The organism is Bacillus sp. HMF5848 (assembly GCF_003944835.1).
Classification (GTDB): domain Bacteria; phylum Bacillota; class Bacilli; order Bacillales; family HMF5848; genus HMF5848.
The window spans coordinates 761,577-777,901 of record NZ_RWIV01000001.1 but is presented as its reverse complement, the minus strand read 5'-3'; the positions used below and the strand labels follow the sequence as shown (position 1 = coordinate 777,901).

Annotated in this window: 17 protein-coding genes; 6 read left to right on the top strand and 11 right to left on the bottom strand. The window is 37.2% G+C overall.

The genetic code is table 11. The annotated features are described in order from the left end of the window. Positions 1 to 337: 337 nt before the first annotated feature. Complete coding sequence (locus EJF36_RS21405) at positions 338 to 514, bottom strand: SE1561 family protein (protein WP_185806803.1); 177 nt, start codon at positions 512 to 514, stop codon at positions 338 to 340. 136 nt (positions 515 to 650) lie between these two features. Here EJF36_RS21405 and EJF36_RS03830 point away from each other — a divergent pair, with 136 nt between their 5' ends. After that, positions 651 to 1,511 carry a mechanosensitive ion channel family protein gene (locus tag EJF36_RS03830; RefSeq protein WP_125905073.1) on the top strand — a complete coding sequence of 287 codons (861 nt, stop codon included), beginning with the start codon at positions 651 to 653 and terminating at the stop codon, positions 1,509 to 1,511. A gap of 20 nt (positions 1,512 to 1,531) precedes the next feature. Here the strand turns inward: EJF36_RS03830 and EJF36_RS03825 are convergent, their stop codons facing one another. Beyond that, positions 1,532 to 2,365, bottom strand: coding sequence for a YfkD famly protein (locus tag EJF36_RS03825; RefSeq protein ID WP_260471821.1), 834 nt, complete (start codon positions 2,363 to 2,365; stop codon positions 1,532 to 1,534). A gap of 156 nt (positions 2,366 to 2,521) precedes the next feature. Between EJF36_RS03825 and EJF36_RS03820 the strand changes: the two genes are divergently transcribed. Beyond that, positions 2,522 to 3,970, top strand: a complete 1,449-nt coding sequence (locus EJF36_RS03820; RefSeq protein WP_125905072.1) for a methyl-accepting chemotaxis protein — start codon at positions 2,522 to 2,524, stop codon at positions 3,968 to 3,970. A gap of 42 nt (positions 3,971 to 4,012) precedes the next feature. On the opposite strand, the gene EJF36_RS03815 is transcribed toward EJF36_RS03820, so the two are convergent. The 4 genes from EJF36_RS03815 to EJF36_RS03800 form a co-directional block, all read right to left on the bottom strand. Next, complete coding sequence (locus EJF36_RS03815; protein ID WP_125908252.1) at positions 4,013 to 5,626, bottom strand: glycerol-3-phosphate dehydrogenase/oxidase; 1,614 nt, start codon at positions 5,624 to 5,626, stop codon at positions 4,013 to 4,015. Positions 5,627 to 5,873: 247 nt separating this feature from the next. Then, complete coding sequence (locus EJF36_RS03810; RefSeq protein WP_125905071.1) at positions 5,874 to 6,428, bottom strand: glycerol-3-phosphate responsive antiterminator; 555 nt, start codon at positions 6,426 to 6,428, stop codon at positions 5,874 to 5,876. Between the two features lie 15 nt (positions 6,429 to 6,443). Next, positions 6,444 to 7,061, bottom strand: coding sequence for a YczE/YyaS/YitT family protein (locus EJF36_RS03805; RefSeq protein WP_125905070.1), 618 nt, complete (start codon positions 7,059 to 7,061; stop codon positions 6,444 to 6,446). A 28-nt stretch (positions 7,062 to 7,089) separates the two neighbouring features. Continuing rightward, on the bottom strand, positions 7,090 to 7,470 hold the full coding sequence (locus tag EJF36_RS03800) for an OsmC family protein (protein WP_125905069.1): 381 nt from the start codon (positions 7,468 to 7,470) through the stop codon (positions 7,090 to 7,092). Between the two features lie 95 nt (positions 7,471 to 7,565). Between EJF36_RS03800 and EJF36_RS03795 the strand changes: the two genes are divergently transcribed. The 3 genes from EJF36_RS03795 to EJF36_RS03785 all read left to right on the top strand — a co-directional run bounded on the left by EJF36_RS03795 (position 7,566) and on the right by EJF36_RS03785 (position 11,448). Then, positions 7,566 to 8,723, top strand: coding sequence for an MFS transporter (locus EJF36_RS03795; RefSeq protein WP_125905068.1), 1,158 nt, complete (start codon positions 7,566 to 7,568; stop codon positions 8,721 to 8,723). A gap of 114 nt (positions 8,724 to 8,837) precedes the next feature. Beyond that, positions 8,838 to 8,984, top strand: a complete 147-nt coding sequence (locus EJF36_RS03790; protein WP_125905067.1) for a BH0509 family protein — start codon at positions 8,838 to 8,840, stop codon at positions 8,982 to 8,984. 538 nt (positions 8,985 to 9,522) lie between these two features. Next, positions 9,523 to 11,448 (top strand): heavy metal translocating P-type ATPase, encoded by a 1,926-nt coding sequence (locus EJF36_RS03785; protein ID WP_395940549.1) that lies wholly within the window; start codon positions 9,523 to 9,525, stop codon positions 11,446 to 11,448. Between the two features lie 379 nt (positions 11,449 to 11,827). Here EJF36_RS03785 and EJF36_RS03780 read toward each other — a convergent pair whose 3' ends face one another. Then, entirely contained in the window at positions 11,828 to 12,646 is an 819-nt protein-coding gene (locus EJF36_RS03780) for a YihY/virulence factor BrkB family protein (RefSeq protein WP_125908251.1), read from the bottom strand. A 49-nt stretch (positions 12,647 to 12,695) separates the two neighbouring features. Then, complete coding sequence (locus EJF36_RS03775; protein ID WP_125905065.1) at positions 12,696 to 13,166, bottom strand: low molecular weight protein-tyrosine-phosphatase; 471 nt, start codon at positions 13,164 to 13,166, stop codon at positions 12,696 to 12,698. Positions 13,167 to 13,304: 138 nt separating this feature from the next. Here EJF36_RS03775 and EJF36_RS03770 point away from each other — a divergent pair, with 138 nt between their 5' ends. Continuing rightward, positions 13,305 to 13,529 (top strand): DUF1128 domain-containing protein, encoded by a 225-nt coding sequence (locus EJF36_RS03770; protein WP_125905064.1) that lies wholly within the window; start codon positions 13,305 to 13,307, stop codon positions 13,527 to 13,529. A 52-nt stretch (positions 13,530 to 13,581) separates the two neighbouring features. Here EJF36_RS03770 and EJF36_RS03765 read toward each other — a convergent pair whose 3' ends face one another. From EJF36_RS03765 to EJF36_RS03755, 3 genes are all read right to left on the bottom strand, one after another. Then, positions 13,582 to 13,830 carry a hypothetical protein gene (locus EJF36_RS03765; RefSeq protein ID WP_125905063.1) on the bottom strand — a complete coding sequence of 83 codons (249 nt, stop codon included), beginning with the start codon at positions 13,828 to 13,830 and terminating at the stop codon, positions 13,582 to 13,584. An 85-nt stretch (positions 13,831 to 13,915) separates the two neighbouring features. Further along, complete coding sequence (locus EJF36_RS03760; RefSeq protein WP_125905062.1) at positions 13,916 to 15,082, bottom strand: ABC transporter permease; 1,167 nt, start codon at positions 15,080 to 15,082, stop codon at positions 13,916 to 13,918. Positions 15,083 to 15,110: 28 nt separating this feature from the next. Continuing rightward, a complete protein-coding gene (locus tag EJF36_RS03755; protein WP_125905061.1) occupies positions 15,111 to 16,316 on the bottom strand; it encodes an ABC transporter permease in 1,206 nt (401 codons plus the stop codon). Positions 16,317 to 16,325 lie beyond the last annotated feature (9 nt).

The window sequence follows — 16,325 nt, the reverse complement described above, 5'->3', positions numbered from 1 at the left end:
AGTCACATCGTTTTCAGCGTTAGCTTACGTTCAAGCTTATTTATGTCTGCTTAACAATAAAATATTATGTAGAATTTTGCCTAGAATGCAAACCTCGTGTATTTTAATAGATAACATTTGGTGAAAAACACATGGATTCATGTCGAGAATACCAATATCATATCTTTTTTCGTTTTAATTTCCGAGGAAATATGGATTCTTGTCGAAAATAGATTATATTCATGCCCAGTAACACAATTCACAGGTGTTTCAGTACATATCAATCCTGACTACCTCTTGTACCTCTATTACCCTGCTTGATTAAATTCAAACAAAAAATAACGCATGAATTCACGCGTTATTTTTTGTATTGGTTTATTTTCACTTCAAGGTCTTCCATTAGGTTAATTAAACGGTCAATATCTTCAAGTTCCGTATTTTCAGGCTCTAACGAGTCTAGAACATTTAGGAACATATTAAGGCGCTGTTTCAAATATTCCACTTGTTGCCCTTTATCATCAATAGCATTTCCCATGGTGACAATCTCCTTTCATCTTGCTCGCTTTATGGTACCTAATTTAACGATTGATTACAACTATTTACTAGTATGTCTAAAAACTGTCTGTGCTAGAAGTCTGTTTAGGGTAAAATATAGAAGAGGAGGTTTGCAAATGTTAGAGATTTGGAACACACTTAAAACGAACCGTGAAATTGAAATTGTGATTGTTGGCGCAATCGTTTGGCTAGCTGTTATGCTCATTAATAAAAGTGTACATAAGTTCTTTGCTCGCACTAGTTTTATTGAAACACGCAAAGAAGAAACACTTGAAAGCATGATTCGTTCTATAACGAAGTATGTCGCAACAATTGGCTTTATTTTTTTTGTATTATCACTTTATATCGATAACTTTGAACGTGTATTAGCCGGCGCTGGTATTGTTGGTATCATTGTCGGGTTTGGTGCACAAAGCTTAATTAAAGATATTTTAAGTGGTTTATTTTTAATATATGAAAAGCAACTTCATAAAGGTGATTTTGTATCTGTAAACAACACGTTTAACGGAACTGTTGAAGACATTGGATTGCGCTTTTTAAAAGTACGCGAGTGGAGCGGAAAGCTATTAACTATAAGTAACGGTGAGGTAAAGCAAATTCAAAATTACAACATCGAACGGATGCGTGTTATCGAAAAAGTTGTAGTAAGCTATCGCGAAAATCCAGAACATGTAATGGAACTACTACAATCTGTTTGTGACCATCTAAATAACACCTACACTCATTTCTTAAAAAAAGATCATGCAGGCTCACCAATAGAACCTTATCAAGTGTACGGCATGACATCTCTAAATGCTGGGTACCGTGGGTATGAATATACTGTTGTAGGTCTTGTTGATGACGCTGTTTACTGGACAGCAGCGAAAGAAACAAGACGTGCTCTAGCTCAAGCTATGTACGACCAACAGATTATAATGGCTGAGGAACACATTCGCATTCAACAGCCCGACGAAAACAAACAGCGTTCATTCTCATAATGGACGCTGTTTGTTCACTTCTATCGTGGTGTTTCACTTGTTACAAAACCAAACGTTAAGTGGTCTTGAACAGGAATCCATGCGCCAATTCCTTGACGCGTTATATTTTTAATTACGAGCATTTTTTTACTACCCTTCAGAACTAAATACACTTCACCATATGTTACTTTTCCTTTTTCATTAATAGCTGGGGCATGTGCATATAAGTAGCCAAGTTTTTTAGTTGGTACATTATACACCTGTGCTTTTTTGGTACCGAGACCAATATATGTTTCAAACGATAAAGGCAGGCCGGTTTTTTCCGCTGCTTTTAGCATCATCATCTTTTTAACCTCTTCTGCATTTGGAACTTTCGCTGTTAAGCCTCCACGCACATGCTTTTGAGCATCTTGCTTATAGCTCATTTGTTGATTTTTTTTGCCACCACGATTGTCGTACATATTCGTATTTACTAATTGAAACTCCCAGTTCGCACTTGTTTCTGTAGACTCATAATTTAGCGGCCATTGCCCTAAATATATAGTGGCACGATAACCGATGGCAGTTGGTGGTGCAGATATATTACTTTCATTGAGAATTCGAATTAAGTCAGGGTTTTCAATAGCCACCTCTGCTGTTTCAATTAACTCTTGCGCCATATCACTTGGTTGTAAATACGGCAAATCTTGCGTCGGATTTGGGTACGTATTGTCTTTCGAAATATCTAATACTGAATCGGGAACTTTAAAGGCTACCTCTTTCTTTGGCTCTTCGGTTGGTTTTGTATCTTGAGCATCTTGAGCCGCATAGACGTTTGTAGCAAATATCATAACTACAAGACAAATGATTGTCATAACTTTTTTTCTGGACATCATATTCACAAAACTCCTTCCAACATAATGCTTTTGTATAGTTTTTTCTTAGGAGTAATGTTCTATCCATTTTTTTATAAAAAATGACAAAATTGAGTGTATAAAAATAGGTATTTTGTACCACAGGTGATATAATTTTTATATAGGAGGTGTCGAATTATGACAGACAAACTGAATGATTTACATAAACGGAATAAATTAATGGTAGCCTTATTATGGGGAAGTATTTTTCTTGGCATGGGGGCAGCGATTGACACGTTAAACACAGTCATTACTATTGCTATGGCAGGCTTTCCTGTTGCCATATTGTGTTCTATTCTTATTTGGAGAAAACTTGTAATACCCTACATCATGTACATCATAGCAATCGGATTGAACATTATCACATTCTTTTTCATTAGTGAAACATCCGAAGTTACAAATGCTCTAATTATTTTTCTATGTATTGCCATCATCTCACTTTATCACAACTTCAGACCTCTTTTATTAAGTGGGTTTATCTCAATCTTAATCTTAAATTACTTTTTATTCACTAAGCCCTCTTATGCTGAGGTAGATTTAGTAGGTATGAATGCTTTCGTAGCACTTGTTGTCATCGCTTTAGTTGTTCAAAGTCGCATTGGATCTAACATGTTGAAAAAGGTTGAAGAAAGTAATATTGAATCTGAAAAAGCCAGAGTGGCTAATGAAAACATTCTGAAAGAAGTGTCAAATACTACAGACGTGTTAAACAACTCAAGTAGATCTTTACGTGATAACGCCACGTATACAGGTACGATAACACAAGAGGTTGTTTCTTCGTTCCAGGAGCTTGCAACAGGTATTGAATCTCAAGCTTCTAGCCTTGCAGACATAAGCTCAGCTATTTATGATGTTAACAATAGCATTGTGCAAACAAACGAGGCATCAGCTACAATGGCGAATGCATCACGTGATACCGTTGATATCACACAGCAAGGTAAAAAAACAATGAACGATTTACATAAAAAAATGAACAACATCGATGATATGGTAAAGCAAACTGCTACTGTCATGACTGATGTAAATGAAGAAAATCAAAAAGTAGGGAACATTGTTGCCTTAATTGCGGATATTGCTGCGCAAACTAATTTATTATCGTTAAACGCGGCCATCGAAGCTGCTCGAGCTGGAGAGCACGGCAAAGGATTTGCTGTGGTAGCTGATGAAGTACAAAAGCTTGCCAGACAAGCACATGATGCATCGTCTCAAATATCGAGCATTTTAGGTACCATTCAAATAAAAATCAGTGATGCTACATCAATGGTAAAAGAAGGATTAGAGGTTGTAAGCGAAGGTAAACATTCAACAAACAATGTGAACAGCTTGTTTGAAAAAATTAATCAAAACTCTTCAAACGTCCTAGAACAAGCAGAATATTTACGTTCTATGAATGAAAGCCTAAAGAGTTCGTCTGAAAACGTCATGGAAGAAATAACATCCGTGTCGTCGATCACTGAGGAGTCAGCTGCTGCGGTACAAGAAGTATTAGCCAGCGCTGAAAACCAACAACAACGTGTGGAAGATATTATTGCTAGTATTCAAGAGCTACATAATTTAACGAAAAACTTAGAAACACTCACACAATAACACAAGAGACCGCTCTTCTATCCAAGAGCAGTCTCTAATTTTTTATTTTTCATTTACTGGCACAACAGCATCATGTAAGTGTTTTTCAAGCTCAGATGTATAGGTTTCTTGTTGTTCCTCACTCCAACTCAACATGTCAGCCATACACGCAATAATCCCAGCCTTCCGTTGCTGTACCGAAGCAATATTAAAAAATAACGCTCCTGTACGACGAATAAAAAAGTCATTTGGTGTAACGGTCATTTCATGCTCAACACTATATTTAAGTTGCGCGTAAATCTCTAAAGGCAATCCGTATGTCTCATTCGTACCTTGTTCGATAATGTTATAAACAGCATCAATATTCGAGCCATACATTCTTGTTAACTCGTTTGCTTTTTCTTCTGATAACCCTAATTCCATGCCACGTTGAACTTTATCACGTACAAACGCAGGAAAGTTATTTGAGCCGCCAACATGGCCACCTGATATTGGCATATTCTTTGTACGACACCCTCCAAAGTTTCCTTTTCCCTCCTGCTTTAACAGGTTTACGACAAGGTCTACAATAGTTTCACCCATTTTACGGTACCCTGTCAACTTACCTCCAGCAATCGTCAGCAATCCAGACTCTGATTGCCAAATCTCATCCTTTCGGGAAATCTCTGAAGGACTTTTACCATCTTCATGAATTAATGGTCTTAAACCAGTCCAGCTGGATTCTACATCATCTACAGTTAAATTTAGCTCAGGAAACATGTAATGAATCGCATCAAGTACATATTGACGATCATCCTTTGTTATCCGTGGATGAGCAATATCCTCCTTATACACTGTATCTGTCGTCCCTACATATGCCTTCCCATCTCGAGGAATAGCAAAAATCATGCGGCCGTCTTCCGTATCAAAATATACAGCCTGCTTTAAAGGAAAACGACTTTGATCAATCACTAAGTGGATTCCTTTTGTTAGCTGCAACGATTTACCCTTTTTTGAGTTATCTTTTTCACGCAATGAATCGACCCAAGGACCTGTTGCATTTACTATTTTGTTCGCACGGATTGTATACTCATCCCCACTAATTTGATCAACAACTTTTGCCCCTGTTACCTTTTTTCCTTCGTATATAAACTCTTCAACCTTAGCATAGTTGATTGCTTCTGCACCATGCTTTACCGCTTCTTTCATAACCTCAATTGTTAACCGTGCGTCGTCGGTTCGATACTCAACGTAATAGCCCCCACCTTTTAACCCTTGTTTTTTTAATAGAGGTTCTTTAGCTAACGTTTCATTTTCATTGAGCATACTGCGGCGTTCCGAACGTTTCACACCAGCTAAGTAATCGTACACAAGTAATCCAATCGACGTACTGAATTTCCCAAACGTCCCACCTTTATGAATCGGAAGTAGCATCCACTCAGGAGTTGTTACGTGTGGGCCATTTTCATATACAATCGCCCGTTCTTTCCCTACTTCTGCTACCATTTTCACTTCAAATTGTTTTAAATAACGTAGTCCACCATGAACAAGCTTAGTTGAGCGACTTGACGTACCAGCAGCAAAATCCTGCATCTCCACTAAAGCGACCTTCATACCTCGAGAAGCCGCATCAAACGCTATACCAGCGCCCGTTATACCCCCACCAACAACGAGCAAGTCATAATTTTGTCCTGCCATTTTCGTCAGTTCATTTTTACGTTCTTGAGCTGAAAAGTTTCCCACACTGAATCCCCCTAATATATTTATTTTTCACCCATGCCTTAATAAAATACAAAAAGAGACCACAAAGCACACGATAGGTTCTACCGTGGTTTGTGGTCTCTCGATTCTCTAACCGTTTATTAACTTATCACTATTATAACATTTTAAAAAAGAAAAACCATAATTAAAGAATAGTTTATTAGAAAACTTCTAAAACTGTATTTTACTTAAAATATTTCCACAGGTCTTTGTTTGAAGTTGTCACAGCTTCAGCGCCTGCTTCAATGGCTGTTTCAATATCTTCAACTGTACGAATTAATCCACCTGCTAATATATTTCTCCCTGTTTTTTCTCTAACTTCTTGAATGAAATTTGGCAACACTCCAGGCAATAATTCAATATAATCAGGCTGCGTTTTTTCAATAACTTGGTAGCTTTTTTCTAAAGCAGTTTGATCGATTAAAAATAAACGTTGTATAGAAATAATCCCTTTTTGCTTTGCCTTCATAATGACATTCCCTCTAGTTGAGATAATTCCAGCAGGCTTAATTTCCTGTATAATGAATTCAGTTGCATACTCATCACTTTTCAAGCCATGTATCATATCTACATGTAAAAACATTTCTTTCCCATGTGACTTCGCTAAAGAAACAACGTTTTTTACTTGTGCTACATGTAAGTCTAGAAACACTCCGTACGTAAACGAACTTTTTATCATGACTTCTAAGTCCTTCATATTACGAATAGCAGGAATTAGTTTTTGGTGCTTTAAATTCATTTTTAAGTCACTCCTTTAATGTGACTTACCCACTTCTGCATTAGCAGTATATAATTTTTCAAAAAACGGAAAAAAGAATTGAATAATAGGACCGATAGAAAACGTTATAATGAGTGTACCAACACCAATAGGGCCGCTAAGCAGAAAGGCAGCTACTAAAGCCAAAAGCTCATTCATTGTTTTTGCCATGGTGATATTTAAATTTAAACGATGACGTAACGTTATCATCAAGTCGTCAATTGGAACCGGAGCAAACTTCGCTTGTAAGTAAATGGCTACTCCCATTGCTATAACTACAATCGCTATAAAAAAAATTACGTAACGAATGAATAATCCTTGTAAAACAACTGGTTTCAACGCAATTAGAAGCCAAAAATCAATTAAGCTGCCAAGCATTATAATGGTAATAAGAGCGGGTAAATCAGGTTTCTTCTTCATAAGTAAAGCATTGATAACAATTAAAATACAGCCTACGATAAAGACCCAACTTCCAACCGTGAGACCCACAGTTTCAGAAAGTCCTACATTCAGGGCGTCCCAGGCGCCTACGCCAACATCTGCCTTAATCGTTAAGGACACTCCAAATGAAATAATAGTTAAACCAATTAAATAAAATAAACTTCGCTTTAACATGTACGTTCTCCTAGTCGTTAAGGTACCCTTATGATATGATTTCAAAGGTTTCTGTAATGTGAATGCTATTTACTACCGATTGAACCATAGGGCAATTCTTCCTAGCTAGCTCAATCGACTGTTCTACTTTCTTTTCATCTAATTCACCTTTTAATAGGTATGTGATTTCAATTTTCTCTATGCGATTTGCTTCTGATTCGTTTCGTATCACGTTTGCTTTTACTGTCATATCCTCAAGGTGTAGGCGTTTCTTCTCTAACACCTTTCGTAGCACACCAGCACTGCAAACAACAATTGATGAAACCATTAATTGATACGGGCGAAACCCAAATTCCTCGTTACCTGATACATGCAGTTCTCCGTATTCAACATTTGTTACAAACCCATTCTCCTTCATTTTAAATTCCATTATATAGACCTCCTAAAAATACCAAACATATAGCAAACATGCTATTTTTACATTATAATTTAGTTTTTAAAGACTTACTAGCGAGAGGGATAAAAATGAAATTACGATTTTGGATATTAGTAAGTATCGTTGCTATTTCAGGCTTCTCACAGGGGCTATTATTGCCTTTAATTGCGATAATTTTTGAAACCGATGGTATTAACTCATCATTAAATGGACTACACGCTACAGGTTTATACATAGGTGTGTTGTTAGCTTCTCCGTTTATGGAAAAGCCATTACAAAAGTTTGGATTTAAGCCCTTAATTGTTATAGGCGGGCTTCTTGTCATCATAAGCCTTGCACTGTTCCCGATATGGCATTCTATTCTGTTTTGGTACGTATTACGACTCGTTATTGGCATCGGTGATAACATGCTTCATTTTGCTACTCAAACATGGATTACATCGACATCTCCAGCCGATAGAAGAGGTCGTAACATTTCTCTATATGGTTTGTCTTTCGGTATAGGCTTTGCACTAGGTCCTATGATTACACCATTAGTCGAAATCAATGTTGCGTTACCATTCATCGTGTCGGCTATTATTAGTCTTGCTGGCTGGTTAACTGTATTTTTATTAAAAAATGAAATGCCGTCCTTTGAAACAGAAGGTGTGTCTCACCGTTCGTCAATGGGGCGATTTAAAAAAGCATTACAGCTCGGCTGGATCGCCTTTTTGCCTCCGCTTGGATACGGCTTTCTTGAAGCATCACTGAATGGGAACTTTCCAGTCTATGCATTGCGTATTGGATTAACAGTCGAGCATGTAGCATATATATTACCTTCATTCGTAGTAGGTAGTATTCTGTTTCAATTTCCTTTAGGTATCATTAGTGATCGCATAGGTAGGCGTAATACTCTTATATTAGTCCTTGCTGCAGGTAGTCTATCTTTTCTACTCGCTTTTTTCTCAATGGATTCTATTGTTTTGCTACTTCTTTCTTTTTTTGTAGCGGGTATGTTCGTAGGTTCAACATTCTCGATGGGAATTAGCTATATGGCCGACTTACTTCCTACCTCCTTACACCCCGCAGGGAATTTACTTTGTGGCATTGCTTTTAGCGTTGGAAGCATATCAGGTCCATTTATCGGCGGACTTGCCATTCAATTTTACCGAGACAGCTTCTTCTTAATTATCTGTATCGTGCTCTTTTTAATTTTTACTGCTGTTGTGTTATACCGCCCATATGTGTTAAAGGAGACGTCAGTATAAATTTTCTGAAAAATTACAAAAAAAAGTTGAACATTTTTCGAAAACTGTTATATAATACAAATATCAATAATAAACTGTATTAAAACAGATTAACAAAAAAGGAGCGGGTTACTAATGAGCAGACAAGAAAGAAAAAACATGATTGAATTTATCCAGATGAGAAAAGGTATGCTACAGGAAGCATTTATGTACATGACAGATTCAGAAATTGAGCATATTTACAATACTACGTATTATGAATATGAAGAAACAGTAGAATAAGAAATGCGGAAGCGCCCTGTTCAGCCCCGATTAGCTTAAACGTCCCTCACAGGAAAGTACTTCCCTCCGGAGGGGGGACGACGGCTAAAGACCTCAGGGGAGCTAGGCGCTGGAACTAGACACTAATCTAGGCAAAAAAACTTATCCTTTCTTTAAAACGAAGAGGCACCGGAAGCCTCTTCGTTTTTTTCTTTGACTCGAAAGGACTAAAGATACACAAGTCCTCTACCTCAATTTGAAAGAACCTCACTTACTTATATCGCTTTTTATCAAGTGATTACAGAGAGCCTCTCCGTTAGTTAGTTCTCATGTATGTTATACCATGGATTAATGTATATCTTTTCTTTATTTAATGTATTCCCTTTTCTTTTTTCACAAATCATGTTATAGTTAATTATAATAATTTTTATTTAGATAAAATTAAAAACAAACAAGCCAAAACAGCCGGAACGCTGCTATCTCAACGATAGCAGCATTTCTGCTTTTATACGGCTATTGATGTTGATTATTGTTATCAATGAGAAAAATAAGGGGATGATTGAGAATGGAAGCGAATGTATTACACAAACAACGTGAAAGTGCAGCAGTTAATAAAGATTCTTTATGGCAAAAGCTTGCTCCACATATTGAGCTAATTGCTGCGATTTTTAGTGGCATATTAATTGTATCTGGTTGGTTGTTTGAACGACTTGATAACACACCTTTATCAATTGCATTATATGTGTCTGCATTTATTATTGGTGGATATGCAAAAGCTAAGGAAGGTATAGAAGCCACTATTGAAGATAAACAGCTAAATGTTGAAATGCTTATGATTTTTGCTGCGATTGGAAGTGCGATTATTGGATATTGGGCAGAAGGAGCTATATTAATATTTATATTCTCTTTAAGTGGCGCACTTGAAACTTATACGCATAACAAAAGTCAACGGGAAATCTCAGCATTAATGGATTTACAGCCTGAAGAAGCAACACGATTTGATGATGGTACTGAAGAGCGTGTTCATGTTTCAGAACTACAGCGCGGTGACTTAATTTTAGTGAAGCCAGGTGAAAGAGTGCCTGTTGACGGCCAGATAACTAAAGGTTCTACGACTATTGACGAAGCTGCTATAACAGGTGAATCTATACCTGTTACAAAAGGAAATGGTTCAGAGGTGTTTGCTGGAACAGTGAACATGCGTGGTTCCATAACCATTGAGGTTACTAAATTAGCAAGTGATACACTATTTCAAAAAATTATAAACCTTGTGCAGTCTGCTCAAAGTGAAAAATCTCCTTCACAGCTATTCATAGAAAAATTTGAAGGCACGTATGTTAAGGTTGTGCTTGCTGTTGTATTTGTGATGATGTTTCTTCCTCATTATGTACTAGGTTGGAGTTGGACAGAAACATTCTATCGCGCGATGATTCTACTTGTTGTTGCATCACCTTGTGCCCTTGTAGCTTCCATTATGCCAGCTACTCTATCAGCGATTTCTAATGGAGCTCGCCACGGCATTTTATTTAAAGGTGGCATTCATTTAGAAAAATTAGCTCACATTAAAGCAATCGCCTTTGATAAAACAGGTACATTAACAAAAGGAAAGCCAGAGGTAACAGACGTTATTGTCACCCATATTGACCGTACTGAATTACTACGTGCAACAGCTGCGATTGAAAGTCATTCAACGCACCCTCTCGCACAAGCTATACTAAAGTATGTTAAGGTGGAACATGAAAAAATCCCACAGCCTGAGCATATCGAAGATGTATCTGGGTGGGGTGTGACTGGCGAAGTACTAGGTCACACTTGGCGCATAGGAAAAGCAGGATTTGTCGGGGAGGACAAAGCACATTCATTTGAAAATGGCATAGCTAAGGAGCTTGCTTCAGCAGGAAAGACAACGGTATTTGTTGAACGTGACGGGCAAGTAGTGGGATTAATTGCGCTTAAGGACGTTGTTCGTGAAGAAACAAAAGCTGCTATTGCAAAGCTACATGCACTTGGTGTTAGAACGATTATGTTAACAGGTGATAGTGAAAAAACAGCTAGATATATAGCGAAGGAAAGTAACGTGGATGACTTTTATGCGGAATGCTTACCTGAAGAAAAGGTTGAGTATGTTAAAACATTAAAATCTAAGTATGATACTGTAGCTATGGTCGGGGATGGTATTAACGATGCACCTGCCCTGGCAACAGCTAATGTCGGTATTGCGATGGGAGAAGGCACAGATGTTGCTTTAGAAACAGCTGATATTGTTTTAATGAAAAACGACCTAGCAAGAATTGCTGAAGCGATAGATTTATCCAAAAGGATGAACAAAATTGTTAAACAAAACATCGTATTTTCATTAGCTGTTATCGCGATTCTAATCAGTTCAAACTTCTTACAGTTCTTAGATTTACCGTATGGTGTCATTGGGCATGAAGGCAGCACCATACTTGTTATTTTAAATGGATTGCGTTTGTTAAAAAGCTAGGAAAACCGCTTATACAAAAGGCTGGCATTGTATTATGCCAGCCTTTGCTATTGTAATTTACATCTAGGTTTTCCCCGACAAATAGTAACAAGACTGCAAGCGCTCTAGTACTCCCTAGTGGTAGCTATTGCTTCCGTTAGCACTACTAGATGTTTTATTACCTTTAGCACCCTTCTTTTTTTGCTTCGTCTCTGCTCCATCTTTTTTTCCCATCGCTATCGCCTCCATCCAAAATACATCACAAGCTTTCGCTTGCACTTTTATTGTGTGGAAACATCTTAGCTTTTACAAATATTAATATTTGGCATGAATGAAACCTTTACACTTCATTGGTTTGTAACATGTAAATTAAACAACATTGGGCCTAAAAGGTTCAGCTTCATTTTTCTAAACTACGATAATACAATATTGCATTAATTTCACCGCCAATGATAATTATCATCCCTGATAGGTAAAACCAAATCATTAACACGATGACTCCACCTAAGCTTCCATATGTTGCGGTAAAATTCCCAAACAAATTGACATACAAACTAAAGGCAGATGAAACAAGAATCCATCCAATCGTGGCAAATAAAGCACCCTTTGTAACATTTCGTATGTGTAATCGCTTATTAGGTGCTACAAAGTATAAACAAGTAAAAACTATGAACAAAATTAAGAAGCTTACCCCCCAGCGAAGGGCATTCCAGACGACGAGAAATTCATCAGATAACCCAAAAACAGAAAAAATAAAAACACCAATATTTTTCCCGAACACCGGTAGTAACAATGCAATGATAATAACAAATACCATAAGAACTGTTAAAAAAATTGACATAAGCCTTGCTTTTATAAACGAGCGGTTTTCATTCACTTCATATGCCCGGTTAAAAGCACGAATAATGGCATTGATTCCGTTCGAAGCAGCCACAAGGGTACCTATAATCGTTAATGATAGTAACCCCTCATTATGCTGATTCGTTATATATGTTAAATTTTCTTCTATAATCTCCATAGAATTTCCTGGCGCATATTCACTAATGTACTCTAACACAACATCACTTGAAATTGGTAAGAAACCAATTAGCGTTACAATAAAAAGTAGAAAGGGAAATAGTGATAACAAGAAAAAATATGAAAGCTCAGCTGCCATTCCTTGCACTTCATCTTGTCTAAACCTACGCCATAATTCTTGCCAAAATGTCAGCTTTTGCATTCTAATGGGTGTCAACTACAACCACACCTTTTCTGTCCTATATACTTCATTAAATATGCTGCTCTTTTCTAATATCATCTAGCAAGTACTGACAACCTGCTAACACAAGATCATATACTTCTTCAAAATTACCCGTAAAATAAGGATCAGGAACATCATCAAGTTCTAAACCAGGTACATAATCAAGAAGACGTGCTATACGAGCTGACTTTTTGTACCCCGCCATACTACGTAGCTGCCCCACATTCTCTACATCCATAGCAATGATATAATCAAACTCTTCTAAATCACGATTTTGAACTTGTCTGGCACGTAACCCATCATAATTTACGTTATTATGGTCAAGAATATGCAGTGTACCTTCGTGGGGTGGATTGCCAATGTGCCAATCTCCAATCCCTGCTGAATCGATGAGAAACTCCCCCTTTAGTCCATTGTCTTCTATTAGCTTCCGAAAAACTGCTTCTGCCATTGGAGACCGACAAATGTTCCCTAAACATACAAACAATATCTTGATCATACTACCAACTCCCTTTTCTTTTATGAAAAGCTAGGGTTCATATACTAATTATAATAAATATTTCCATTCTACACCAAAAAGTTCTAATAAAATTTAAAAACATGTTACAATATTAAAAACATTAAAGGGGTGTAAGCTTTGAATTTATCAGTTAAGTCAATTGAAAATGTTGAATATATGATAGAGCAAATTAAAGAAAAGCTAAAAGTTATTAACATTGGCGCGATAAAACCAAGTCATTTTGACGAAGAGATGTACGAGGATTTATATGATATTTATAATCTGGTTATGAATAAAACATCATTTAGCCCGAGCGAGATGCAAGCTATTGTAGAGGAGTTAGGGAACCTACGCAAATCCTAAACCATAAATTAAACAAGACCAACTGTTTCTGTTGGTCTTGTTTAATCTTCTCTCAGTTAAACTGAAGCATCATAGATAGGAAATGGCGCATAAATCTCGTAAATTGACGCATAAACCCAAAAATTTCACGCATAATCTTCGAAAACCCACGCATAATTCCCAAAATTCCACACATAATCTTCGAAAACCCACGCATAACTCCCAAAAATCCACGCATAATCTTCGAAAACCCACGCATAATTCCCAAAATTTCACGCATAATCTTCGAAAACCCACGCATAATTCCCAAAATTTCACGCATTTACTCTGGAATCCTCTATAAATAGCTCGTTACGACACCACATTCATACACGTTAGCTTTACCAAAAGAGGAATATATTATGCTGTTATTCATATTTCACCCTAAATAATCCAACTGTAAAGAAAACCGCAGCAAATGCAAGTAACACGAGAACCGGTTGCCAAATATCTAGAATACTTCCTCCATGCGCAACAATTTCCGTAAAGCCTTTCATTGCCCACGTTGGCGGGACAAATTCAGCAATAGTACGCATAAACGCTGGTACAATTTCTAATGGCCAAAATACGCCGCCAATCATGCAAGTACTCATAACAACTATGTTACCAATTGCTGCTTGTTGGTCTGTTGTTTTCACAAATCCCGCTAAAAATAAGCCTAGCCCTATTAAACTCAACAATATAGCCGATACGAGAACTGCGATACTTAAGATATTGCCCCATTGCACACCAAATACTAAATTTGTTACCACCATTAACAATCCAAACTGAATCCAACCAATTACAAAAAATGATAACAAGTAGCCAAATAATATTTCAGCTCTTGAAACTGGCGTTGTCAAAAGTCGTTGCCATACACCTTGTTGGCGTGCCTCTAGAATAGTTCCTGTTGAAGTCATCATCATGATCATCACGAACATGATTGAAAACCCGGCAGCTCTGCCTGATAGATTCGACATGCCAGTTTGCTCCTCTACACGTGTCGTTTCAATTATCTCAAGACTTCCTGCATTAGTAGATTGATTTTGTTGTATGGTTTGAAACATGTTACTCCAAGGTTCTTCACTATATAACGCCCAAGTTATCGCTCCCTTTACTTGAAGACTAATTGCTAAAATATTTTGCTCTATTAGCTGTTTATATAGAGCTGTATCAAGCAATTCTGGTCCATGCTTAAACGACACACTAGGTTGAATTTCATTAACGACATCTGCTTCAAAGCCTTTTTCTACAAAAAATGCACCAGATAATTGTTTACTTTCCAATTGTTCGATTGCCTCATCATAGTTCAGCTTCTCTATCACTACAATCGACTCGCTCAGTAAAGTATCATATAGCGCTTGAGATAGCATCGTATCATCTTGGTCAACAAATCCAATTGTAATAGCCTCACTACCACCACCATCATCACCGTTGAATAAACTGCCAAACATAAAGGTAAATAATAGCGGCATAGCAAACATCCATATATACACTTGTTTATTCATAAACATTCGTTTCACTTCATTCATACATAGTACAAAACTTTTTCGCATGTTCTTTCCCTCCTATTCCAATAAGTTATTACCGTGGGATAAGGCGCCAAGTCCCTACAACAACAGCCGAAAGTCCAACACATAACAGAATGGCAATTGGCAGTAACAATGTATCCCAGCTAGTTCCCTCCATAATATTTAAAAAGCCTTCAAGTGCCCATTTGTTTGGTGTAAAGTCAGCTATTTTTTGGATAGCGTTTGGAAAAGTATTAAGAGGTATCATAGATCCCCCTAGCAACGCCAAAATCTGCACACCTATCGAACCAAAGCCATCAGCTGTTTTTTCATCTCGTACAACAGCAGCTAACAATATAGACAGCCCAGCAACCGAGACAGCATACACACTACTAACCGCAATAACCTGTAATACATCTTCGCCCCAATCAACACCGAAGATAAAGGTTGTCGCTAAAAGAAAAATAGTAAATTGAATAACAGTGTAATATAATGTACCTAAAAACTTACCGACTAAAATAGTTAAGCTGCTTGTTGGCGTTATCATCATCCTCGCTAACGTTTGCTCATGACGTTCTTGTAAAATAGATTTAGCCCCGTTCATAGCACTAAAAAGCAAGAACATTACCCCCATTCCAGCAGCGTAATATTGCATGCCAGAAATGGCTTTTTTTCCTACCGGCTCACCTGTTACTATATTTTCGTAATTACTTGCTTTTTCATCAAGTGGATTAGCCACTGCAGCAACTACCTCATTTACGTCCGCTTGCACCTTCTGCTGCGCAAATAAATCTTCTACTACAATATTTGTTGTCGCGTAGATTGATGCGACTTGCTTTGTATATGACGACACAATAGATTGAACGATGTCCCCTTGTAGCTCTTTACCCGGGTCCACATAAAGCTTTACCAGACTCTCATCATAGCTACTTGCTAACTTTTCACTCCAATTTAGTGGTAGCTCAATGCCAACATCTATCTTATCCGACTCTAATAAAGTCGTAAGCTCATATGGATCACTTACCTTTGTTACAACAATTAACTCTGTTATCTCCGGATCATTAAGCATAGTTTGAAAATTAGTGGACAATATATCATCGTCTCCTGATATAACCCCTACATTTGTTGTTGGTAAATCAATGTTCCCATTCATAACACCTGCTAGTGCTGACCCTAAAATAGCAGTTAACAAAACTGGCATTACAATCATGAGTAAAAAGCTTTTACGATCTAAAAAACGTATGATAAAATCCTTCCAAGCTATATGAAAACTTTTCATTATCGTTCC